This is a genomic window from Pirellulimonas nuda, assembly GCF_007750855.1.
GTDB classification, from domain to species: domain Bacteria; phylum Planctomycetota; class Planctomycetia; order Pirellulales; family Lacipirellulaceae; genus Pirellulimonas; species Pirellulimonas nuda.
This window is the reverse complement of record NZ_CP036291.1, coordinates 2,260,762-2,284,306: the sequence shown is the minus strand read 5'-3', so window position 1 is coordinate 2,284,306 and position 23,545 is coordinate 2,260,762. Positions and strand designations below refer to the sequence as shown.

Here is a 23,545-nt window from a genome sequence, read left to right as displayed (position 1 = left end):
TTTAATACTACGGCCGCGTACGAACGTCCGGCACAAAACCGTCGTCGGCGCTCATAATCAAGTAGTCCCACGCCTTGCAGCACGGGGCGTACTGGCCGCTGGTTTCAATGTCGTCGGAGATGAAAGAGACGCTGCCGTCAACGTAGCCCACAAACACGCCGCCAATGTGGGCGCTCCTCGGCGACGCTTGGGCAAAACCGTACGGGTCGTTGTGGCAAGTCATGCACTCGGCGACCAAGGCTTGCTCGTTGGCCGTACACTGAAAATCGATGTTTTGAGGAAGGTCGTCCGAGCGTGGCGTGCAAACGTTCGGGCCGTTGGCGTCTCCACCAGAGCCGTGACCAGACACCATGTTGCCCCCGGCATGGCCAAGCGCCCAACTGCCGCGCGGGTCGGATTCATCAAACCCGGCGCGTAGCTCGGTGACCATCATGGTCTTGCTGGTGCCGTCGGTGATCTGGGCCAGCCTCACCGACGCGTTGGGCCCCATCACGCCGCGGACCGTTGCGGGCCAGTAGGGAGAGTTCAATGTCCCACGCCACGCGGGGCTCTTGCCGTCGGTCATCCCCGGTTGCACGGCCCCGGAGATGCTGGGGCCCAAGCGGATGTTCGCCGTGGCCATGGCGCCGACGTTCGCGGCGTAGTTTCCACGCGCCCAGTTCTGACGCAGCCCCGCGGTCGGTCCTTGAAAGCGTGTTGTGTTGCGTTGGTCGGTCGGGCAGAGCATCACCGGAAGCTCCGCGCCGCGTTCATCAAAGTTCTTGGCGTCTCTGACGGGGAGCGTCAGGTCGAACGCGTCGTAGAGCGGTTGGCTCTCCATGTACGGAAGCGTGTCGATGGTCCACGTGCTGGTGAAGTCCAGCACGTTGCCAACGCTGCCGGTGATCGACGGGACCGTCATCCCCACCGGCAGGTCAGACCGAGCGCTCTCGTAGTTCAAGATCGCCAGAGTCACGTTACGGAGGTTGCTCTGGCATTGCGCCCGGCGGGCCGCCTCGCGGGCGGCCTGCACGGCCGGCAGCAGCAGCGCCACCAAGATGCCGATGATGGCGATCACGACCAGCAATTCAACGAGTGTGAACCCGCGTGGCGCGGCCGTGGTCGGGCGCAGATGGCGGCGAGGTGTCATCACTCTGCCTCAGGGGACGCGTGCGACGGATGTTGATTACAACGAAACTAGTCGCCTAACTTCAAAGCTAGCGGAAGAAAGAGGGCGTCACAACGAACATATGCGCACCTCTCTATGCGCTTCGCGCACCGCCGATTGCGCTCGATAAAGCTCCATTAAAAGAAGCGGGCGTTCGAGCAAGCCGAACGCCCGCTTCATGAAGCACGTTACACAGCGCTGCCACCTTAGGGCCTCAGAAGGCCTTAAAACCTTACCTTCAGGCTTCATGTCCAGAACGAAGCTTCCCCGCTCCCATGGGGCCCGCAGCCCTGAGGCGATCGGCTAGCGTCGGCGGCGAACCACCGCTACTGCGCCCACACCCAATAGGGCCAGAATCGCTGAGGCCGGCTCGGGCACAACCGAGACTTCTAGGTTGTCGTACAGCGTGAAGACGTTGGAGGCGCCGGAGACGGAGGTGAAGGTATCGGCAAGCCCAAGGCTCACTTGACCGTTCAAGTTACCGATGAACGTTCCTTGGAAGGTCAGCTGATCGTCGAACGAGAACGAGATCTGCTTAGCGACGTTATCCACGTCGATCTTGAGGGTCGTCCACAGGTTTCCGGGGCTCCCCGCAACCGTGCCGCTCGGGAACAGCGATTGAAAGAAGGCGCCGGTGTTGTTGCTGCCATGCCCAAGGTAGCTGGGGTGGGAGTTGGCAAGGGTGGTGCTGGAGATCGCGGGAGCGGTCGCCGGGTCATCCGCCAGCGAGTTGGCGGTGTCACGGAACCAGCGGTAGTCGGAACCAGACCCGCCATCGCCGGTGAACGAAATAAACGCGCCCGATCCGCTGATCGGCGTGAAAACGGAATTGAAGGTCGATCCGTTTCCAGCAACGCCAACGTGGCCGAACTCGGTCGAACCAGAAGCGGCGTCGAAATTCATCCAGACGTCGACTTTCAAGGAGTACTTGTCCGCCGAAACCGCCGTGTTGTGAAAGAGCGTCCAGGCGTCGGTCGCAGCGGCAGCGTCGTTGGCGGTGAGTCGCAAGCCGCCGGTCGAGCCGGGTGCGGATCGCGGGGCGACGGGGATGCCCGCGGCAACGTAGTCGAAGGCAAACGCCTGCGTACCGTCAGGGGTGCCGTCATTGACGACGGTGTAGTTAGCAGAGCTATCTACCGAGAAATCGTCGACGATCACGGTCGCCGCCTGGGCGAGAGAAGCCACTGATGCAGTTTCGACTGCCATCAGTGCAAACACAAGGCTTCGGGTCAACATGGAGACTCCCTCATAGTAGAACAACGTGGTGAATAAAACGCTCTGCCTCTCTTGTCCCGCCTGTCCTTACTTTCGCACGCGTCGCACACAGCAACCCAACAGGGTCGCCAGACCCGCGAGAACCAGTCCAGCCGGTTCGGGAACCGCCGAGCCAACCGCCGCGCCCACGGCCGGCTGGCCAAAGTTGGTCTTCCAGGTGTCGTACTGGGTCTGCCCGATCACGCCGCCGGTGGGGTCGTTGGGCAGCACATTGCTGGTGTTAAGATTGTCACGCCACACGGAGTAGTCCGCGGCGTCGATGAAGCCGTCGTTGTTGTAGTCGCCGGCCAACCCGCCCGGCAGCGCGACCACGCTAAAGCCGCCGGCAGACGTAGTAGTGGCCAGCGTGTTGCCGCCGGGGCTGAACACTTCCAACCGCTCCGAAGTGTTGTTGCCGGTGTAGATGTTGCCGGCAGCGTCAACGCGGATCTCGAAGCGGGACGCGGCGCTCGCGTTGCTGGTCAGCGAGATAGACTCAAAGTTTGAGATGAAGTCGTCGGACACGTCGCCCGGGGTGCCGTTGTCGTCGAACTGAATAATCGGCAGACCGCTTGAATCGAGGGGGACCACCAGAACCTGCCCCGGAAGATTGCTCGCCAATCCGAGGTAGGGGTTGACGGCCGTGGGCGAGTCAATCGCGTTTCTGCGCAGGTACATCTTGGTGCCGTCGGGCGAGAAGGCTACCTGACCGACTTGCCGGAAGATGTCGTTGTTGGGATTGCCGGCCGCGTCGTCCACAAAGCCGTCGAGGCCTTGCGCTGCCGTGTAGTCCTGCGACGCAAACTCGATCGTCGGCGCCGCGGCGTCGCTCGGGTTCACCGTCAGGATGGTCAACGACGATTCGGTGCCGTCGGATCGGGGCTGCGTGAGGTACCACTTATCAAACTGCGGGTTGTAAACCGCGTCGATGTTCTGCGAAGTGAAGGAGATTAGATCGGTAGAACCCGCGTCGACCACGAGGGTGGGCGGGAGGCTATAATCTGTCGCCGCGCCGACGTCCCAACGCCACAGGTGGTTGTAGTCCACTTGGGGGATGCTGAAGTTTTCGTCTAGGTCTTCATCGATCGCCCACACCACTAGGTCGACGCCGACCGTGCCGGTGGTGGTGGGCCGTGACGGAATAGAGCCGTGAAGAGGGATCGCACCGAACTCATCCGATACGGAACTATCGACACCGCCGCTCGGGCCCCCTTGGGTCGCGAGGATCAGCCCGCCGCCGGTGAGGTTAGGGGTCAGGTACTTAATGCCGCCGTTGGCATCGGACCAGTCGCCGATGATGAGGTTGCCCCCGTCGTCCAGCGACATGCGGTAGGCAGAGTTTGAGCTGCCGCTCACGGTGAAGAAATCGGCGCCCTTGGCCTGCGTCGTGTCGCTGGCCAGCGTGGGAGTAAATGCGATTGTCGAGAGGTCCGCCCCCTGGAGGTCCGCGGTGAGCGAGTAAATGCCGTCTCCCATCGCGCGACCCGCGACGGTGGCGGTGGTGTTGGGGTTGTTGACATACACGGTCCCGAAGTAGGGGCTGGAGGGGTCTTTATTGACCTCCAGTCCGGTGATCCGGCCCCAGTTGGCGAACGGGTCGGCGTCGTCACTGATCTTCGCCCACCCCGCCGCGGCGTTGTTGCTAACTTCGATCTCATAGGAGCTAAAGCCGGTCATGTCGAACGTGTGACGCCCCGCGGCGGCGGCCGGTATAACCACTGCGTTCCCCCCATCCCGCTTAATCGTCACGCTGCTTGCGGCTTGGTTGAGAACGAACTCAAAGCTCCCCGGCGAAACCTCGCGAACGCCAGAAGCATACGGAACGGCCAGCGCCGACCCCACGGTCATGCACGCCGTCGTTGCCGCCAAGAAGGCAGTGAGCTTTGTGGCCGTCATACAGAATCCCCGAGTTAAATGAACGATGCGATACGGGCCGATCACGGGCGACGCGGCTGCGAGACACTGCCGCGGTGTCTCTGCCCTGCTGTCTACCCTGATCTCTAGTTGTAAAGGAAGAAAGACACTTAATTGCGGCGTTCTTTCTCTGATCCGCGCAAGAGTTCGATGCGCTTAATCGCGTTAAGTATCTTCAAGGCGCAATGCAAGACTGGCGACCGGCGACTAACGCCACCCGCGGCAAACCGCGGACCGCCCATAGCTTGATAAAGGTGTGCGCCTGAGTGAAACGACTGAACTTTCAGTGTAGTCGATTCTGACAATTCCGACGCGCCGCACATCTCTTGTTTGCGTTTCATATCCTCCCAAACGCGCACAACAGGCGGCATCACGCATGTAAGCGGCGGTTATCGCACACGGGACGCGCGGTGCAGTAGAAATTCGCCCGTGGCGTCGCGGAGAATCGGGCGGTTAGCGGTCGCCAAAGACTGCGAAGAACCGCAACACCCGTTCCATCGCCGCTTGGCGATCATCAGCGCCGGCGATGGTTTCAAACGGGAACCCCAGCAGCACGACCTTCCCGTCGCCGGCCGTCCCGTTGAATGTTACGCCGGCGCCGGCCTGGCCCCCGGCGTAGGTGAGCGCCAGCTCGCCGCCGGCTACGGGACGCAGAACATCAGGGGATTTGGGAGAGTAGGCGAGGGGGTTCGCGCCAAACCGCAACTCCAGCCCCGAGAAGATGGAGTCCGCGACCCCCTTTGCTTCGGACGACTGGGCGTCGTCTGCCACGTACTGTGCGTGAAGCGTTTCGCGGAAGAAGTTGCGGCCGTGGTCGAGATGGTCGAGGTCCCAGGCGGCCTCGGATCCAGAGACCATCAGCCTGCCGCCCTGTTCTAAGAACTGCTTCAGTCGGGCCTGTAGTTCCTCGGAAAGGGTTTGATCGTCGGAAGACTCGGCGCCTAGGATCCAGAATGCCGCTGCGTAACCCTCGAGCCGCAGCGAGCCGGAAGCGACGGAGTCGTCGGAGGCCGAATCAATTGCGAGATCGGGCCCCGCGGCGTGCAGCGCCGCAGCGGTTGGGACCACGTAGTCCTGAGTGTTGCCGCCACGCGGCCAGACGCGTTCTACGTCGCCCCCCTGCAGGGCCTTCTGCGTTGGATTGAGTGTGCGGTCGTTGCGATCGAAGCCGTCGACGACAAGCACACGCGGGCCCTTACCTCTGGGTACGCAAGCGACCACGTGGGAGCGCGAAGACTCGCCGCCGGCGTTCGTGGCGACTACGTAGAAAAACGTGAGCCGGTTCGGTTCGAGCCCGGCGAGCGTGCACGCGGTAGCGGCGCCATCCCGCACGTCGGCCTCGACGTCGAAGCCGTAGCCGTTTGGGGACGCGTAGACCCGGTAGCCGGTCGGCGGCCCGCCGGCCCAGGCGGCGGATTTGGCGCCGTGGGTGTCGGACCCGCTTGTTGCCGGGGGCGCCCAAGAAAGCGTCACTTCGCCAGCCGCCAATCCGGCGGCGCAGAGACCGGTCGGGGCAGGGGGGAGGGCCGTGGCGTTGGTGTTGCCGCCGTCGACCTCTGCGAAGTACTTCAGCAAGCCTTGGTACGTAGCCCGGGCGAGCGCGTCGCGGACACGCGGGTCGCGGAGCATCTCGGCGTCCTGGCGGTTGTCGTGAAAGCCGGTTTCGATGATCGTCGCGTCAAACTCATCGAGCCCGTACTCGTTGTTGATCTCGCCGAACTCGAGGTCCGTACGGTCCAGGGTTACATTCTTGCCTCGGTCGAACCAATCGTGCTCAAAACGGCCTGCTTGGGCGACGAGGTCGTCGTTCACCTCGCGGGCCAGCAGCTCCGCCAGTCGGAACTGGTTGGGGGTGGTGGCCGACGCGCGTCCATTGCCGTTGTAGAGGCCCAGCACGCCGCGTTGGGCGCCCCCCTCGCTGGCGTTGGAATGGAAGCTGATGAAGACCCGGTCGGAGGGCGCCCCGTCTTGGGCTCGGTTCATGAACCGGGCGTAGCGGGGCGCCAAGGAGATCGTTGCGTCGCGGTCGCTCTTGAGCTCGCGGTAGGTGGTTGTGGGCACACCGTGGGCGCGATCGGCGTGCCACTGCACCCAGTACAGGCCCGCCTCGTCTTCGCGGTTGAGCCCAGAAACGCCCCCGCCGCGGTCGATGTCGCCCCGCCCGTTGCCGAAGCGGATCATGTCCGCCACCACGATCTTGCCGGCGTCGTCGGAGCGGTTGCTGACGTCGACGTACCCCCCGTCGCCGGCCTCAAAGTAGAAGGTCCCGAGATAGACCGTGCCGGCGCCAACGCGTCGGTGGTTCACGGCTACTTCGGTATCGCCGCCGGCGTGGTGGATGCGGTAGAGCTGATCGGCGGCCCGATCGTCACCGACTGGGGTCCAGCAGTAGACCGGGTAGAAGCCCGCCTCGGCGATCTTGGGCCGGTAGCGGGCGTAGGCGGTTTCTTGAGGCGAAGTCTGGGCAATGCGGAAAGGCGCCACGCCGGGGTCTCCTTCGCCGGCGCCGCCGAACCAGATGGGACCCGCGCCGTCGGACCAGTCGCCGTGGAAGGTGACCGCGGGGTCGGCGTTGTCGAGCACGACTTCGTTGGGCTGATGCCCCACGGGCCGCAGCGCAGCGATGGTGGCGCCCGAACGCCACAGGTAGTCGGCAAGGAAGTCCATCTGGTCCTTGTTGCCGAGGTCCTCGATCATCCCCAGCAGCAGCGGCCGTTGAGAGCCCCAGTCGCCTCGGCCGGGCGCGTCGGCCGTGTAGCCGTGGCCGCCGTGCAGGTAGACGATCTTGCCGGCGAGGCCGCCGTGGGGTTGGCTGCCGGGCGGCGTGGCCGCCCGCAGGGCGACTGCTATTGGGAGTAGGAGCACCGTTGCTGCTGCGAGTAGGTTGCGCAGTCTGGGCGCGGTTTGGAGTCGCATTCTGGGAGTCTCTTCGAGGTGATTAAAAGATGTTTGCGATCGGCCACCGAACCGCCGCTACTGCGCCGCTGCTTTGCCGGCGGCTCGCGGGTCGTTCACCGCGATGAAGCGCCCCTGTGCGTCGAGCCCGATCGCCTGGGTGACGCCGGCCGTGGGCAGCGTGTATGTCTTGTGGCCCTTGGCTTCTAGGGCCCGGCGAATTTCCGGGGGAGTCCCGGCTTCTAGGCCTAGCTCGTCGGGCAGCCACTGGTGGTGGAATCGGGGCGACGCGATGGCCTGCTCCAGCGGCTCTCCTTTGCCCAGGGTCCGCAGCACGGCCAGCGCCACCTGGGTGATGATCTTCGGCCCCCCCGCGGCGCCGACGGTAAGCACCGGGGCGCCCGCGTCGTTTAGTACGATCGTGGGGGTCATGCTCGAGAGGGGACGCTTGCCGGGCTCGACGGCGTTGTTCGCGGCGCCCACCAGCCCAAAGGCGTTCGGCACGCCTGGCTGAATGGAAAAGTCGTCCATCTCGTTGTTCATGACGACCCCGGTCCCCGGGATAACCACCTTGGATCCGAACGACGTGTTCACGGTGGCGGTGATCGCCACCCAGTAGCCCTTTGCGTCGGCGGCGGCGATGTGGGTGGTGTGCCGACCGAACAAGTCGCCGCTCCAGCCGCTGGGCGTGCCGTGCCGCGGGACGGGGGTGGCGTGGTCTGGCGAGATCTTGGCCGCGAGTCCCTCCAGGTACTTGGGGTCAATCAGCCCTTTGGGAACCTCGGCGAAGTCTGCGTCGCCCAGCCAGTACGCGCGGTCGGCAAACACCAGCTTCATCCCCTCGGCAACCAGATGGACGCCATCGGCCGGCGACTTCTGGGAGATGGCCCGCAGGTCGTAGGGCTCCATCAACGCCAGCAGCTGCGCGATGTGGATGCCGCCCGAGCTGGGGGGCGGGAACCCGACAACGGTATAGCCGTGGTACGTGGAGCGGATCGGCTCGCGCTGCTTGGCTTGATAGTTGGCAAGGTCTTCGGCCCTCATCACTCCGCCGTGCTGTTTCATCCAGTGATCAGTGATCGACGCGAAGGGGCCGCGGTAGAACCAGTCGACGCCGTTCTCGGCGACCTTGCGGTAGGTGTTGGCGAGGTCTGTCTGCACCAGCGTCTCGCCTTGGCGGAGCGGCGAGTGGTCGGCGTGCAGGCGCGGGTCGTCAGGCCCCGCGTTGGCCAGCAGCTCGGCCGCGTACTTGCGGATGCTGTTGGCGTAGTTGCGGTCGATGGGGAAGCCTTCGGCCGCCGCACGGGCGCCCGGCGCCAGCAGCCGGGCCAGCGGGCGCGAGCCGCACTTGTCCAACGCGAGCTGGTAGGCGGCTAGGGCGCCGGGGGTCGCGATAGCCAGCGGGCCGGTTTGGCTGAGCGCGGTGTCGGCGACGCCGTCCACGAAGTACATCTCGCGGCTGGCCGCGGCGGGCGCCGTTTCGCGGCCGTCGATCGCCAGGATCTCGCCGTCCGGCGTGCGTACCAGGATGAGGCAGCCGCCCCCGATGCCGGAGTTGTGATTGTCAACGACGCCCAGCGTGAGCGCGGCGCACACCGCCGCGTCGAGCGCGTTGCCCCCTTCGCGGAACACGTCCTCTGCGGCCTGCGTAGCGATGGGGTGGACCGTCGCAACCCCCCACGCGTCTCCCACCGCGCGGCCCGCGTCGCACTGCGCGGCGCTGATAAGAACGGCGATGAATCCCCATGTTGCTGCAACCAATCGGCGACTTGTCATGCTTCCTCCAACGGGTGTCCTCGGCCGCCGGTCAGCAGCAGCCCAATCCCTAGCGTCGACGATGATCCGACCAAGCAATACCACGGCCAGCTCAGGGGCGACAGAAATACAGCGGCACAGGTGACGGCCAACCCGCCCCCGAAGGCGATCATCCCAACCAGAGGCCTTGCCCGGCCCACCAGCATCCCCAGCACATAGAGCCCCAGCAGCAGCCCGGTAGAGAAGCCGGCGATCGCCAACACGGCGTCGATGACGTCGCTCTTGAGGCTCCCCTCGTAGGCGACGATCGCCACAGTCGACTGCAACGCGGCGAACGCGAGGGTTAGCCCGCGGGCCGCGACCATCGTCGCGGCCGCGCCCCGCCTGCGAAGCTTATCGCCCATGAGGTCGTTCACCACCACGCCGGCCGACGAGTTGAGCGAGCTCGACAGGGTCGACATCACGACCGCCATCACCGCGGCGATCAAGAGCCCACGCAGCCCGGTGGGGAGTTCTTGCACCAGATAGGTAAGGAACACGCGGTCGCCCGCCGCCACTTCGTAGGCAACCTGGTGGGTGGCGTAGAACTGCGCCAGCCCAACGCCAATCACCAAGAAGAGGGCGAACTGCAGCAGCACCAGCGGCCCGCTAAGCACCAGCGCAAGCGCCGCCGAACGCTCCGACCTGGCGCACAAGTACCGCTGCACCATCATCTGGTCGGCGCCGTGCGTGGCGATCGTCAGCACGGCGCCGCCGATCAAGCCGGACCACAGCGTGATGTCGGGGGCGGTGAGCGACCAACTGGGGTCGAACACCCGCAGCCGGCCCGTGCTCGCTGCGAACTCCACCAGCCCCGTGGCGCCGTCGGGCGTTTGCGCCAGCAGCATCCCTAGCACGACCATGGCGCCGAGCATGTAAACAACAAACTGAAAAAAATCGTTGTAGACAACCGCCGATACGCCGCCGAACATGGCGTAGGCGGTAGTGACGCCGGCGATCACCAGCACGCAAGGGGTAAAACCGATGCCTAGCGCCGCCTGAAGCAGCAGTGCCGCCAAGAACAGCCGCAGCCCGTCGGAGAGGTTGCGCGTGATTAAGAACACCGATGAGGCAAGCAGCCGCACGCCCGGCCCGAAACGCTCCTGCAGCACCTCGTAAGCGGTAAAGATCCGGCCGCGAAAGTACTCGGGCAGCAAGAACTTGGCGACGATCACCCGGCCGATGACATACCCCAACGCAAGCTGCAGGAAGGCAAAGCTGCCGTCCGTGGCGTAGGTCTTGCCGGGGAGGCTTAAGAAAGTGACCGCGCTGGTTTCGGTAGCGACAATCGACGCCAAGAGCGCCCACCAGGGGAGCCCGCGCCCGCCTAGAAAGAATCCTTCTTCGGAACGGTTCGACCGGCCCGACCACACGCCGGCAATCGTCATGACGCCTAGATAGGCGACAATCACGGCGTAGTCGGCCGGGGCTAACTCGGGTGCAAGCAAGCGAACTTCTCTTGGCAGAGTCGGGGCGTCCACCGGGGAAAACCCGCGTGTTGCGGGGGGCGGTGGCTCAATATTAAACGCCGCAAAGGAGCGTCACGCGCAGCATTCTATCCGATTCGCGCATCTCGATTGTGCCTTAGCCAACCAGCGATTTAAGATGCTTAGGCACGGTTGAGGCGCCTCGTATTCGCCTCTGGCTTCCGTGCAGGCGGCTTAGCTTGTCGTCGCTACCGCTTCTACCCGGCTGCCGCAGCACTACCGCCGAGCCTCGGCTTTCCTATGCTTCAATCGCTGACCACCGAGTCCCGCAATCCGGCTTCGACGGACTTGGATTCGTTATCGCCGCTCGCGATCGTCCGGCTGATCAACGCAGAGGACGCACGCATCGCCGCGTCGATCGCGGAAGAAGAACTGGCGATCGCCCGGGCGGTTGAGGTTGTCTCCGAGCGCCTCGAAGCAGGGGGGCGTCTCTTCTACTTCGGCGCCGGCACCTCGGGGCGGCTGGGCGTGCTCGACGCGGCCGAGTGCCCACCCACGTTCAACTCCGATCCGAACCAGGTGATCGGCATCATCGCCGGCGGGCCATCGGCGCTGCTCAAAGCGGTAGAGGGCGCTGAGGACAGCCAGGCGCTGGCGATCGAAGACCTGAAGGGTCACAACGTCTCTGTCGACGACGCGGTGGTGGGCATCGCCACCAGCGGCCGGACCCCCTACGTGATCGGCGGCCTCTCCTACGCCCGCAGCCGCGGCGCGTTCACCATCGCCCTCACCTGCAATCGCGACGCAGAAGTCGCCATGCAGGCCGACCTGGTGATCGCACCGATCGTCGGCCCAGAGGTGCTCAGCGGCTCGACACGCATGAAAGCGGGCACCGCCACCAAGATGGTGCTCAACATGATCAGCACCGGCGTCATGGTGCAATTGGGCAAGACGTTCGGTAACCTGATGGTCGACGTCCAGCAGACCAACTCGAAACTCGCCGAACGCGCGCGATGGATCGTGAGCGAAGCGACCGGGCTTGAGGCCGATCAAGCCATCAAGCAACTCGAGACGTGCGAGGGAGAGGTCAAGACCGCGATCGTCGCTTGGCAGGCCGACCTGGCCCCCGAACGCGCCCGCGAGCTGCTGGCCGCCTACGGCGGGCACATCGGACGCGCGCTCGCCGCCGCGGCTGCCTCCGAATCGAGCAACGGAAAATCTCACTAGAGCGCGGCCCGAACGCGCAAGGCCCGGCGCCCGTGGAAACGCACCCTGTTGGCGCCGAATCAAGGCTCCTGCTGGCCGTCGACGCCGGCGGCACCGGCACCCGCGCCACGATCGCGCGCGCCGACGCCGACGGACAGGTCCACCCGCTGGGCGGCGGCGCCGCCGGACCGGGCAACCCCCTCTCGGCCGGCTTTGACCACGCCGTCGAAGCGATAGAAGCAGCGATCGCCGAGGCGCGGCGCCACGCCGGCTGCGAGCAGCAGCCGCTAGACGCTGCGTTGCTGGCCGTCGCCGGCGCCGCCTCGGGTGAGATGCACCGGCGCGTGTCGGAATGGGGGCGTCAGCGGCGACTCGCCGGGCGCGTCGACGCGGTTGCCGACTGGGCGCCGGTGCTTGCCGCCGCCGGGCCCGGGCCGGCCCTGGGGATTATTTCTGGGACCGGCTCGGTGGCGATTGCCCGCGGCGCCGCGGGCGCGCCCTGCTTCGCCGGCGGGTGGGGCTACCTGCTGGGTGACGACGGCAGCGGCTACTCCCTTGGCCGCGCAGCGGTGCGCGCCGTGCTCGCGGAAGCAGAAGCAGCGGCGCCGGCCTCGGAGCTTGCGCAATCCGTGCTCGCCCGCTTCGACGCGTCCGACGTAGCGCTCGTCCCCGGCGTGATCCACCGCCTGCCGCAGGCCCGCACCCAGATCGCCTCGCTGGCTTCGGTCGTGATCGGGCTGGCCGCCGGCGGCGACAGCCGCTGCCTATCGCTGATCGCCAACGCCGCGCAGGAGCTGGGCGAGATCGGCGCACGCGCCGCAAGACGGGCCGGCGTCGCTGGGGGGGAGGTCTCCCTGGCGCTGGCCGGGGGGGTGCTAACGCATTGCGAGCCGCTCCGCGACGGGGTGCGGCGGGCGCTGCTGGACGGCGGGGTTGCGGTCCGCGGCGTCGAGGTGGTCTACGACGCGACGCTCGGCGGGCTGCTGTTGGCGGCCGCCGCGTGTGATCCGCAGGTGCACTGGCGCATCACGCCGGGCAGCCGCAAGTAACCGTGCCGCCACAGGTCGCCTCGCTGCAGCCGGTGGTTTCCGGCATCGTGAGCGGCAGTCCACGAAGGTGCCGCACCGCCAGCCACGCGAAGCACTCGGCCTCGAGGGTGTCTGGGTTTTGTCCGCGCTCCGAAACGCAGCGCACCGAGCCGAAGAAGTCGGCCAGCATCTTCATGATGAGCGGGTGGTGGACCCCGCCCCCGGTCACCCAGAGCGTCGAAGGCATCGCCGGCAGCTTTCGCGCGGCCGCGTAGATGGCCCCCGCGGTGACGGCGCAGAGCGTCGCGGCGCCGTCTTCGATCGACAGCATCGAGACGTCGATATGGTCGAACTCGAACCGGTCCGCACTCTTGGGCAGCGGCTTGGTGAAGAACTCTTCCGCCAGCGCCTCCTCCACGATCTCACGATGCGCCTCGCCCGCCAGGGCGAGTTTGCCGTCGCGGTCGTGCGGCATGCCCGCCATCTCTTGCACCCACTCGTCGAGCAGCCCGCACCCGGGTCCGGTGTCGCCCGCGATGATCGTGTTGTTGGGTCCCAGCCAAGTAATGTTGGCCACGCCCCCCAGGTTGAGCACGCCGATAGGCGGCGCTTCGTCGACGAACAGCGACTGGTGGAACATCGAAGCCAGGGGCGCCCCTTGGCCGCCGAGCGCGATGTCGTTGCGGCGGAAGTCCGTAACCACCCGCAAGCCGGTTTCTTGCGACAGCAGCCAGGGGTTGCCGATCTGCATCGTTAGGTTTTCGCGCGGCACGTGCCGGATCGTGTGGCCGTGGAAGCCGACCACCTCTGGTTTGCGGTCCGACGGAGCCGCTTTGGAGAGCAGCTTGGCGACCGCGGCCGCATGGTGCATGGTGACGTCGCGCTCGAGGCGGAGCAATTCGACGGTCGGCGCATCGTGCTGCGACGCGTCGAGCAAGCGGCTGCGCATATCGTCGTCGTAGGGGAGCGTGATGCCGCCCCGCACGTCGATCACGGACTCACCGTCGGTATGCAGCAGCGCCGCGTCGACGCCGTCGGCGGAGGTGCCGCTCATCAATCCAACCGCCACGATCGACTTCTTTCCCAAACCGAGCGAGCTCCTTAAGTGCGGCTTCCGTCGGCAAACGCCGCGATGCGGGTCGCGTGGGCCGATCAGTCCGGCCGAAAAATCGTCAACCCGAAATCAGAAAAACAGATATCCGCACTCGCATAAGCGCAGACAAACCGATCCACGTCTAGTAGACTAAAGCTATCACAGGAGACTAGTAGTCAAACGCGTCGTTGGCCAGGGCTGGACGCCGCCAACATGAAGACACCATCGGGATGGAAAGACCCACTATGCCGACGCCGACCTCGTCGCTCGCCGCTAACGCCACGCCACGGAGCCCCGTGCTGCAGGCGGGGGTCCGCAGTGTCGCCGTGCTGGTGGAAACCGACACCTCTTCCGGATGCAGCGTGATCCGCGGCATCGCGAACTACGCAGAGACGCACGGCGACTGGCACCTGCTGATCGATCCGCGGGACCATGAGCAGCGTTCTGCGCTGCCGGACGGGTGGACCGGCGCGGGGGTGATTGCCCGGCTCAGCACCCGGTTGCAGTTGGAGCAGATCGCGGCCCGCCGCATGCCGGTGGTGAACGTTGACGATTTGTACGACGACCTGACGGGGGCGCCTTCGGTAGTGACGGATGAAGAAGAGCTGGGCCGCATGGCGCTGGCGCACCTGCTCGACCGCGGCTTCCGCCACTTCGCCTACTTTGCTCCGCCGAGCCATCAGTACTCCAAGAAGCGGGGCGAGGCGTTCCGAGAGATCGTCAAAGAAGCCGGCTACGAGTGCATCGAGTACAAGCCCGGGTACCGCGCCGGACGCATCTTGAGCTGGGCAGAACAACAGCAACGCGCGTCGCGTTGGCTCAGCTCGCTCCCGCGCCCCGTGGCCGTGCTGACGGTCCAGGCGCACCAAGCGCGCCAGCTCGCAGAAATCTGCCACTTCACCGGCGTGCGCGTCCCCGACGACGTAGCGATCCTCGCCGGCGACGCAGACGACTTGATGTGTGAGGTCTCGACCCCCCCGCTGTCGAACATCAACGTCGCGAGCGAGAAGATCGGCCACGACGCGGCCGAGCTGCTCGATAGGATCATCGCCGGAGAGCCCGCGCCGAAGGAGCCTATCCGGATCCCGCCGCGCGGGGTCACCAGTCGGCAGTCGACCGACCTGCTGGCGATCGACGACTCGATGATCGTCGACGCCCTGCGGTTCATCCGCAAGCACGCTTGCCGGGGGATCGTGGTGGACGATATCCTCCGAGACATCCCCATCTCGCGCCGCACGCTGGAGATCCAGTTCCGGCACTACCTGGGGCGTTCGCCGGCCAAGGAGATCCGCCGCGTGCAGTTGGAACGCGCCCAAGAACTGCTTGGCAAGCCGGAGCTGTCGATCACCGAGGTCGGGCTGGCGTGCGGCTTCTCCAACGCTACCCGCTTTGGGGTGGCGTTTAAGAAAGAAAACGAGCGGACGCCGCAGGCGTTCCGCAAGAACCTGCTCTCTGGGCAGAAGATCAACACCGGCAGTTTCTGAACCAGCCCGACACGGCGCCGCAATGACCCAAAGCGAGCGACTCGGGCCCCCCGACGATAAGAGCGCCGCGAGCGCCCACCGGCCGTGGGCCTACCCGGCGCTGGCCGCCTGGATCGCGGAGCTCCCGAAGCGGTTCCCGGGCGCCGTAACCTGCACGCGGGTTGGCCGGTCGCACGAGGGCCGTCCGATCACGCTGCTCGGGCTGGGCCGCGGGCCCAAGCGGCTGCTCGCTTGGTCGCAAATGCACGGCGACGAAGAGACGCACACCACCGTGCTGGTGCGGCTGGTCGAATGGCTGCTAAGCCAACCCACGACCGATGCGAGCGCGGCGATCCTCGATGGCCTCACGCTCGGCCTCGTGCCCATGCTCAATCCCGACGGCGCCGTGCGCGGCACGCGGCACAACGCGCAAGGAATCGACATCAACCGCGACGCGCGTGACCTCGCCACCCCCGAGGGCCGAACGCTGCACGCCCTGGTGGACCGTTTCCGCCCGGCGTACGCCCTGAACCTCCACAATCAGAACCACCGCACCCGACTGGCGGACCGCGCGGCGCCGGTGGCGGTGGCGTTGCTCGCCCCCCCACGCGACCACGCGGGCACGTCCTCCCCAAGCGTCGAGCAGGCGACGCAGCTAGCGGCCGTGATCCGCGAAGCGGTCTGGCCGCACTGCGACGGCAGGGTCACCCGCTACGACGCGGACTACATGCCCACCGCGTTCGGCGAGTGGTTCCAGAGCCAGGGGGTGGCCACCGTGCTGATCGAAGCGGGGGGCAGCCGCCCGGGGGACCCGCCGATGGCAGACCTGCACGAACTGGGCATGCGGGCCGCGCTGCTCGCGCTGGCGGACGATTCATTCCGTCAGGCAGACCCGGTGGGGTACACGTCGTTGAAGCGGCAGGGCGAGCACCGCCTGTTCGACCTGCTGATCGAACGCGCGTCGGTCGGCCCGGCCAAGATCGATCTCGGCGTCAATTTTCCAAGTCGCTCGCTGCTGCGCCCCGACGCCGCGCAGGGGGTGATCGCAGAGATCGGCGACCTGACCGCGCACGGCGGGGTCCGTACCCTCTCGGCCGCAGGCGCGGTGTGTCTCCCGGGCCGGATCTGCATTGCAGACAACCTCTCAAGCCTCGGCGACGCGGTCTACTCTCGGGCGCTGCGGTGTGGGGCGACCACGCTGCTGGCGCCGGTCACCCCCGACGAGATCGCCGCGGGGCATGCGGCCGATTTTCAGGCTTCGCTGGATGGGCCCGCCGTCAACGTGGCGTTGGTTGGCGCCGCGGCAGAGCTCACTCCTACAACCCTGCTCAGGTTCCTCCAAGCAAACGTGGTGGCGGTCCTCTGCGACGACGACGACGCCGACCAGACGGACCTCGCCCGCTCGGTGGGGATGCCGGTCGTCGACACGACCGCCGCGCCGCGCCTCGACGCTCCGGCGCCCACGACCGTTGAAGCGTGGTGCGAAGAAACCGCCGGCGTCGCCCAGCGGTTCGGCCTGCCGGGCCGGGGCCGGGTGCAACGCGGGTTCCACGCAGACCTAGTAGTTTGCGACGCCGACCCGGCCGGCGTTCTCGGCGGGCTGCGCGAGGTGCTGGTGGGAGGCATCGAAGCCCTACATCCATCAGGCACCGCCGGTGGCGTGCTGCTGAGGCGGACCCTCGGAGCCGCGAACGAACCATGACACAGGCCGCTATCTTCCCGCCGCCGCTGCGTCCCGGCGACTGTATCGCGGTCGTCGCGCCGGCAAGCAGCCCGCAACGCGATGCGCTCGAGCGGGGCATTGCGTCGCTCACCGACGCCGGCTTCCGCGTAAAGCAGTACCGCGACCTATGCCGGCCGACCGGCTACTTGTCGGGGTCGGACGCCGAACGCGCCGCGGAGCTGAATCAAGCGCTGGCCGACCCAGAGACAAACGCCGTTATCGCGGCCCGCGGCGGATACGGGCTCGCACGGATCCTCGACCGGATCGACTACGGGGCCCTCGTCCGCTCGCCGAAGATCATCGCCGGCTACAGCGACCTGACCGCGCTGCACGCCGCGGTGCGACTCAGGACGGGGCTGGCGACGTTCCACGCCCCGCACGTAGTGGATTGGCAAGGGCCGGAATCGGATGGCGCCGGCTCCATTGCGCACTTCTTGGCGGCTACAGCGGGCGAAAGTGAGTCCTGCGTGGTCCGGGTCGATCCCAACCACCCAGACGCCACACCAGCGCTCGAAGCGTGCCGCGGCGTGGCGCGGGGTCCGCTGGTCGGCGGAAACCTGGCCGTGCTGTGCGGCTTGATCGGCGCCCCCTACGACATCGACGCCGCCGGCGCCATCCTCTTCCTGGAAGACTGCAACGAACCGCCGTACCGCGTCGACCGCATGCTGGCCCAGCTAAAACTCAGCGGCAAGCTCGACGCCGCCGCAGGTTTTGCCCTGGGCTACTTCAGCAACTGCTTAGCGGGGCAGGGGGGGTCGGCCGCAGACGTGCTGAGCGACTACCTCACGCCGCTCGGCAAGCCGGTGCTGGCCGGGCTGCCGGTGGGCCACGCGCTGCCTAACCTCACGCTTCCGCTGGGCGCCCTGTGCGAAATCGATCCCGACCGCGGCCGGCTAGAAGTGCTGCAGCGCTGCGTCCCGTGATCGGCCCGCTCGGCAGAAGCCCTCCCCTGCGCGGAATCGCGAATCCACTGCGCACGGCGATTGTTACCGTGGAGTGGGCGCCGCTAGTACGATAACCCTGCAAGCGGCGCCCTTGCCGCGAACCGACCTGGAGCTAGACGACCGGAATGGAACAAGCCTCGCAACGCATCGTGCTGCTCACCGATGGTCACAGCGACCCGCTGGTCGCCAAGACCGCCGTGTGTGTGATCCGCTACCGCCCGCAAGACGTCGTCGCTGTGTTCGACCGGGGCGCCGTGGGGCAGACAAGCCAGGCGCTGCTCGGCGTCGGCGGCGAGACGCCGGTGATCGGCGACCTCAACGCGGCCGAGGGCGCCAACACGCTGATGATCGGAATCGCCCCCCCCGGGGGCAAAGTGCCCGACGCCTGGCGCCCGATCCTGGTCGAGGCCCTCGCACGCGGGATGAACGTGGTGTCGGGGCTGCACCAGTTCCTGTCCGACGACCCAGAGCTCGCGGCCGCGGCGCAGCAGCACGGCGCCACGATCCAGGACGTCCGCAAGAACTCCGAGCGTGAGGTCGCCTCGGGCAAGGGCTTCCGCGACGACGCGTTCCGCGTGCTGACCATCGGCCAAGACTGCTCGATCGGCAAGATGGTGGCGGCGGTTGAGATGACCCGCGAACTCAAGCGGCGCGACATCGACGCCAAGTTCGTCGCCACCGGCCAGACCGGCATCATGATCGAGGGGGACGGCTGCCCGATCGACTGCGTCGTATCCGACTTCGTGAACGGCGCCGTCGAGAAACTGATCCTCGACCGCCAGCAGCACGAGGTGCTGATCATCGAGGGCCAGGCCACCATCGCCCACCCGCGGTACTCCTGCGTCTCGGCGGGCCTGCTGCACGGCTCGCGGCCGCACGCCATGGTGATGGTCTACGAGCCGGGCCGCACCCAGGTGCACGGCATGCCCCACGTGCCGCTGGCGTCGGTGGCGCGCACCATCGAGGCGTACGAGAACCTCGCCGCGTTGATGCACCCCTCCAAGGTGGTAGCGCTGGCGATGAACAGCCGCAAGCTGAGCGCCGACGAGGCCGCCGAAGAACGCAAGCGGATGCGCGGCGAGCTAGGGCTGCCGGTTGCCGACCCCATCCGCGACGGCGCCGGCGAGCTGATCGACGCGATCCTGGCCTACCGCGAAAAAATCGTTCCGGCCGCGGCGATGGCCTAAACCTCCCCTCCCGACCGGCGCCCTCCAACACCGATCCGCAATTTGCCCGAGCTCCGCTACCAAGACTTCGAGCTCCCGCTCAAGCACGTCTTCACGATCGCCCGCGGCTCGACCGATCGGCAGCCGACCCTGATCGTGCAGCTCTCCGAAGGGGGGCGCCACGGTTACGGCGAGGCCACAACCAACCCGTACTACGGCGCCACGCTCCCGAGCATGACCGCCGCGCTCGAGCGGGTCCGGCCGATCGTCGAAGGGGCCGCCGTGGCCGACGACCCCGCGCCGCTGCTGGCCCGGCTCGCCGGTGAGCTGTCGCAGCGGCCGGAGGATTCCTTCGCCCTGTGCGCGCTCGACCTTGCCGCGCACGACCTGTGGGGCAAGCTGCAGGGGCGCCCGCTCCATCAGCTCTGGGGCCTGTCCAAGCAGGACGCGCCGCAGTCGAACTACACCATCGGCATCGACACGATCCCCAAGATGGCGGCCAAGCTCGAAGAAGCCCGAGGCTGGCCGATCTACAAGATCAAGCTCGGCGGGGGTGACGACCTGGCGATCATCGAAGAGCTGAGGCGGCACACCGACGCCACGTTCCGGGTCGACGCCAACTGCGGCTGGACGGCTGACTACACGATCGAGATCTCCCCCAAGCTACGCGACCTGGGCGTTGAGTTCATTGAGCAGCCGCTGCCGGCCGACCAGCGCGACGCCGCGGCCAGGGTGTTCCACGAGTCGGCGCTGCCGATCATCGCGGACGAGAGCTGCGTCTTCGAGGCCGATGTCGATCGGTGCGCCGGCCTGTTCCACGGCGTGAACGTCAAGCTCGTCAAATGCGGCGGCCTGGCGCCGGCGCGGCGGATGATCGCCCGGGCCAAAGCCCTGGGGATGAAGACCATGGTCGGCTGCATGACGGAGTCGAGCGTCGGCATCTCTGCGATCGCCCAGTTGGCCCCCATGCTGGACTACGTTGACATGGACGGCGCGGCGCTGCTGGCCAGCGACATCGCTACCGGCGCTGTGGTGAGCGAAGGACGCTGCGCCTACCCAGACCTGCCCGGATCCGGAATCGTGCTGAACGACGGCCCCCTGAGCTAATCCCGAAACAACCTGCCATGCCGCATCGCCCCCCCGCCTCGCCCCGATTCTTGCTGTGCCTGCTGGCGCTGGCGTGCGCCCGCCCCGGCGACGCGGCAGAGCCCGCCGCGGAAGCGCCTTCCGCGGCCCAGCACGACGCCCTGCAGGACGCGGTCGCCCAGCTCATCAAACTGCACCGCGGCGTGGTCGGCGCCGCGGCCAAGCAGCTCGACACCGGCGAGTCGTTCGCCTGGAACGCCGACCAGCCGATGCCCACGGCCAGCCTGATCAAGCTGCCGATCATGCTGACCGCCTACCGGCAGATCGACGCCGGCGAGCTATCGCCCGACGCGACGATCGAGCTGCGAAAACAAGACAAGGTCCCCGGCTCCGGCGTGCTTAGCGAACACATGTCGGCCGGCGCTCGGTTCTCGTTGCGAGACGCCATCGAGCTGATGATCGTCTTCTCGGACAATACCGCCACGAACCTTGTGATCGAGAAGACGGGCCTGCCGGCCACCAGCGCGCTGATGCGCAAGCTGGGCTACCCAGAGACGCAGCTCCATTCCAAGGTGTTCCTGCGGGAGACCACGATCGACCCCGAGCGCAGCCAGAAGTACGGCTTGGGGAGCACGACCGCGGCGGACATGATCCGGTTGCTGGAGTCGCTCTACAAGGGCGACGCCGCGTCCTCCGAGTCGTGCGAGGCCATGCTGGGCCACCTGCGGCGTTGCGACGATCGGTCGAAGGTCCCCCGCTACCTGCCAGAGGAGGTGGAGGTCGCCCACAAGACAGGCTCGGTCTCCGCCACGCGTTGCGACGCCGGCATCATCGAGTCCAAGGGGGGCCCGCTGGCGTTCTGCATCCTCACGACCGACAACGCAGACCGCGGCTGGGGCGCCGAGAACGAGGCCGAGCTGCTGGCGGCCGCGTTCGGCAAGACGCTCTACGACCACTTTAATGAGCCAGAGGAAACGCCCGCCGTGCCCCCCGCGCGTGTGCTTGCGGTCGGGTCCGATGGGCTGCTGGTCGAGGCGCTGCAGCGGACGCTCAATGCCCGCACCGAGCCGAGCCTTGGGATCGGGGTCGACGGAGACTTCGGCCCCAACACCGAGTCGGGCGTCAAGGCGTTTCAGAAGCAAGAGGGCCTGGAGGTGACCGGCCGCGTCGACGCGGCCACATGGCGGGCGCTCGGACCGCTGATTACCGAAGACGCCCCCGAGGCGCCACCCGAGGTCGTGAACGCCGAGTCGCTTTCAACCAAGCCGGCCGACCGGCTCGGGGGCCCCCCCCTGGTGGCGAGCGCCGCCTACGCGATCGCCGACGCAGCGAACGGCGAGCTGTTGTGGGGCATGAACGACTCCGAGGCCCGTGACCCGGCCAGCGTCACGAAGATCATGACCGCTCACCTGGTGCTGAAGCTCGCCGAGAGCGACCCCGAGGTGCTGGACGAAGAGATCGTCTTCTCTACGGTCGCCGACGAGACCCCCGGCTCCACCTCGGGGGTCCGCGCGGGCGAAACCGTCACGGTCCGCGAGCTGCTCTACGGGCTCATGCTGCCATCGGGCAATGACGCTTCGGTCGCCTTCGCCGAGCACTTTGGCGCTAGGGTCGACCCCGACCCAAAGCAAGACGGCGGACCGTACGAGGGGTTCATCCGCGCCATGAACGCAGAAGCAAAGCGGCTGGGGATGAAAGAAACAGGTTACCGCAACACCAGCGGGCTCACGGCCAAGGGCCACGTTACTTCTGCCCGCGACATGGCCCGGCTCGCCCACGCCGCGATGAAGTCGCCCGTGCTGCGGGAGGTCGTCGCCACCCGCCAGCACGGCGCGACGTTGGGGTCCCTTTCGGGCTACCAGCGCAACGTGGTTTGGACCAACACGAACCGTCTGCTGGGGATCGACGGCTTCACCGGCGTGAAGACCGGCACCACGCCGGGCGCCGGCGCCTGCCTGGTGGCTTCCGGCGAACGAGAGGGCAGGGGGCTGATCGTCGTCGTGCTCGGCGCCCCCAGCAGCGACTCCCGCTACATCGATTCACGCAACCTCTTCCGCTGGGCGTGGCGACAGCTCGCCCGCGGCTCTGGAGAAACCGGTGACCAATAGACTAACACTCGGCGTCCGCCGACTGACAACATTCACGGCGCTAGCCCTGCTCGCCCTCGCGGCCGAAGCGCCCGGCGCCGAGGGGGACGCGGCCGGTCGCGGGCCGATCGTGCTCACCGACCACGCACGCAAGCTCCACGCCGCGTCGCTGGTCATCGACGGCCACAACGACATGCCATGGGAGCTGCGCGATCAGCAGTACGCGGACTTCCGCAAGATCGACATCTCCCAACCCCAGCCGACGCTGCAGACGGACATCCCCAGGCTCCACGCCGGGGGGGTCGGGGCGCAGTTCTGGTCTGTCTGGGTGCCTGTCTCCACGGCGCGTCGCGGCACGTCGCTGCTCACCACGCTCGAACAGATCGAGCTGGTGCGGCAGATGATCCGTCGCTACCCGGGCGACTTCGAACTGGCCCTCTCCACGGCGGACATCCAGCGGATCCACGGCGAGGGAAAGATCGCGTCGCTGATCGGCGTTGAGGGGGGGCACTGCATCGAGGGGTCGCTGAGCGTGCTCGAGCGGCTCTACGACCTGGGGGCCCGCTACATGACGCTCACTCATTCCGACACGCTCGACTGGGCCGACTCCGCCACCGACGAAGCCAAGAGCGGCGGGCTCGCCCCCTTCGGCGAAGAGGTGGTCCGCAAGATGAACCAACTCGGGATGATGGTCGACATCTCCCACGTCTCGCCAGACACGATGAAGGACGCGATCCGCGTGTCGGCCGCGCCGATCATCTTTTCTCACTCCGCCGCCCGCGGCATCGCCGACCACCCACGCAACGTTCCGGACGACGTGCTGCGGATGCTGCCAGAGAAGGACGGCGTGGTGATGATCAATTTCTTCTCGGCGTTCGTGGTTCCCGAAGCCACAGCGATCAACGTCGAGAGGCTCTCCCTGCAACGCAGGCTGCAAGCAGAGCACCCCGACGACGAACGCGCCGTCGACCGAGAGCTCAGCCGTTGGAGCGCCCAGCACCCCTCACCCCGGGGCACCATCCATACCGTGCTCGACCACATCGACCACGTGGTGAAGCTTGCCGGCGTCGACCACGTCGGGCTGGGGTCCGATTTTGACGGCGTGAGCATCCTCCCGGAGCAGCTAGAAGACGTCGGCGCCTACCCGCTCATCACCCAGGGGCTAATCGATCGCGGCTACTCAGACGCCGACATCGCGAAGATCTTGGGCGGAAACCTGATGCGGGTGTTCGCCGAGACAGAGCAGGTCGCCAAGGGAACCCGGGCCAAGGCAAACGGACCATGAATCTCTCTCACGCCGGCCTACTCGCAGTGATCG

16 protein-coding genes are annotated in these 23,545 nt (G+C 66.8%); 9 read left to right on the top strand and 7 right to left on the bottom strand.

Annotated elements, in window-relative coordinates; genetic code table 11:
- Positions 1 to 7: 7 nt before the first annotated feature.
- From Pla175_RS09345 to Pla175_RS09320, 6 genes are all read right to left on the bottom strand, one after another.
- On the bottom strand, positions 8 to 1,129 hold the full coding sequence (locus Pla175_RS09345; protein ID WP_145292036.1) for a DUF1559 family PulG-like putative transporter: 1,122 nt from the start codon (positions 1,127 to 1,129) through the stop codon (positions 8 to 10).
- Positions 1,130 to 1,450: 321 nt separating this feature from the next.
- Positions 1,451 to 2,383 (bottom strand): PEP-CTERM sorting domain-containing protein, encoded by a 933-nt coding sequence (locus Pla175_RS09340; RefSeq protein ID WP_145283503.1) that lies wholly within the window; start codon positions 2,381 to 2,383, stop codon positions 1,451 to 1,453.
- 66 nt (positions 2,384 to 2,449) lie between these two features.
- Entirely contained in the window at positions 2,450 to 4,297 is a 1,848-nt protein-coding gene (locus tag Pla175_RS09335; RefSeq protein ID WP_145283501.1) for a hypothetical protein, read from the bottom strand.
- Between the two features lie 471 nt (positions 4,298 to 4,768).
- Positions 4,769 to 7,180: a golvesin C-terminal-like domain-containing protein gene (locus tag Pla175_RS09330; protein ID WP_145283498.1), complete on the bottom strand. Its 2,412-nt coding sequence runs from the start codon at positions 7,178 to 7,180 to the stop codon at positions 4,769 to 4,771.
- Between the two features lie 108 nt (positions 7,181 to 7,288).
- Entirely contained in the window at positions 7,289 to 8,986 is a 1,698-nt protein-coding gene (gene ggt / locus Pla175_RS09325) for a gamma-glutamyltransferase (RefSeq protein WP_145283495.1), read from the bottom strand.
- Positions 8,983 to 10,452: a sodium:solute symporter family transporter gene (locus Pla175_RS09320; protein WP_145283493.1), complete on the bottom strand. Its 1,470-nt coding sequence runs from the start codon at positions 10,450 to 10,452 to the stop codon at positions 8,983 to 8,985. The genes ggt and Pla175_RS09320 overlap by 4 nt, the downstream gene beginning before the upstream one ends.
- Positions 10,453 to 10,731: 279 nt before the next feature.
- On the opposite strand from Pla175_RS09320, the gene murQ reads away from it, so the two are divergent.
- Positions 10,732 to 11,658 carry an N-acetylmuramic acid 6-phosphate etherase gene (gene murQ, locus Pla175_RS09315; protein WP_145283490.1) on the top strand — a complete coding sequence of 309 codons (927 nt, stop codon included), beginning with the start codon at positions 10,732 to 10,734 and terminating at the stop codon, positions 11,656 to 11,658.
- Positions 11,659 to 11,690: 32 nt separating this feature from the next.
- Positions 11,691 to 12,686, top strand: a complete 996-nt coding sequence (locus tag Pla175_RS09310) for a BadF/BadG/BcrA/BcrD ATPase family protein (protein ID WP_197527376.1) — start codon at positions 11,691 to 11,693, stop codon at positions 12,684 to 12,686.
- On the opposite strand, the gene Pla175_RS09305 is transcribed toward Pla175_RS09310, so the two are convergent.
- A complete protein-coding gene (locus Pla175_RS09305) occupies positions 12,664 to 13,734 on the bottom strand; it encodes an anhydro-N-acetylmuramic acid kinase (protein ID WP_145283485.1) in 1,071 nt (356 codons plus the stop codon). The two genes, Pla175_RS09310 and Pla175_RS09305, sit on opposite strands and share 23 nt — an antisense overlap.
- 254 nt (positions 13,735 to 13,988) lie before the next feature.
- Here Pla175_RS09305 and Pla175_RS09300 point away from each other — a divergent pair, with 254 nt between their 5' ends.
- From Pla175_RS09300 to Pla175_RS09270, 7 genes are all read left to right on the top strand, one after another.
- On the top strand, positions 13,989 to 15,242 hold the full coding sequence (locus tag Pla175_RS09300; RefSeq protein WP_145283483.1) for an AraC family transcriptional regulator: 1,254 nt from the start codon (positions 13,989 to 13,991) through the stop codon (positions 15,240 to 15,242).
- A 22-nt stretch (positions 15,243 to 15,264) separates the two neighbouring features.
- Positions 15,265 to 16,923 carry a M14 family zinc carboxypeptidase gene (locus Pla175_RS09295; protein ID WP_145283481.1) on the top strand — a complete coding sequence of 553 codons (1,659 nt, stop codon included), beginning with the start codon at positions 15,265 to 15,267 and terminating at the stop codon, positions 16,921 to 16,923.
- Positions 16,920 to 17,867, top strand: coding sequence for a S66 peptidase family protein (locus Pla175_RS09290; protein WP_145283478.1), 948 nt, complete (start codon positions 16,920 to 16,922; stop codon positions 17,865 to 17,867). The genes Pla175_RS09295 and Pla175_RS09290 overlap by 4 nt, the downstream gene beginning before the upstream one ends.
- 146 nt (positions 17,868 to 18,013) lie before the next feature.
- Complete coding sequence (locus Pla175_RS09285; protein WP_145283475.1) at positions 18,014 to 19,075, top strand: DUF1611 domain-containing protein; 1,062 nt, start codon at positions 18,014 to 18,016, stop codon at positions 19,073 to 19,075.
- A gap of 42 nt (positions 19,076 to 19,117) precedes the next feature.
- A complete protein-coding gene (locus Pla175_RS09280) occupies positions 19,118 to 20,161 on the top strand; it encodes a dipeptide epimerase (RefSeq protein ID WP_145283473.1) in 1,044 nt (347 codons plus the stop codon).
- A 17-nt stretch (positions 20,162 to 20,178) separates the two neighbouring features.
- The gene (locus tag Pla175_RS09275) at positions 20,179 to 22,248 is read left to right on the top strand and encodes a serine hydrolase (protein WP_145283471.1); all 2,070 of its coding nucleotides are present in this window, start codon (positions 20,179 to 20,181) and stop codon (positions 22,246 to 22,248) included.
- On the top strand, positions 22,238 to 23,512 hold the full coding sequence (locus tag Pla175_RS09270) for a dipeptidase (RefSeq protein ID WP_197527374.1): 1,275 nt from the start codon (positions 22,238 to 22,240) through the stop codon (positions 23,510 to 23,512). Before Pla175_RS09275 ends, Pla175_RS09270 begins: the two co-directional genes overlap by 11 nt.
- Positions 23,513 to 23,545 lie beyond the last annotated feature (33 nt).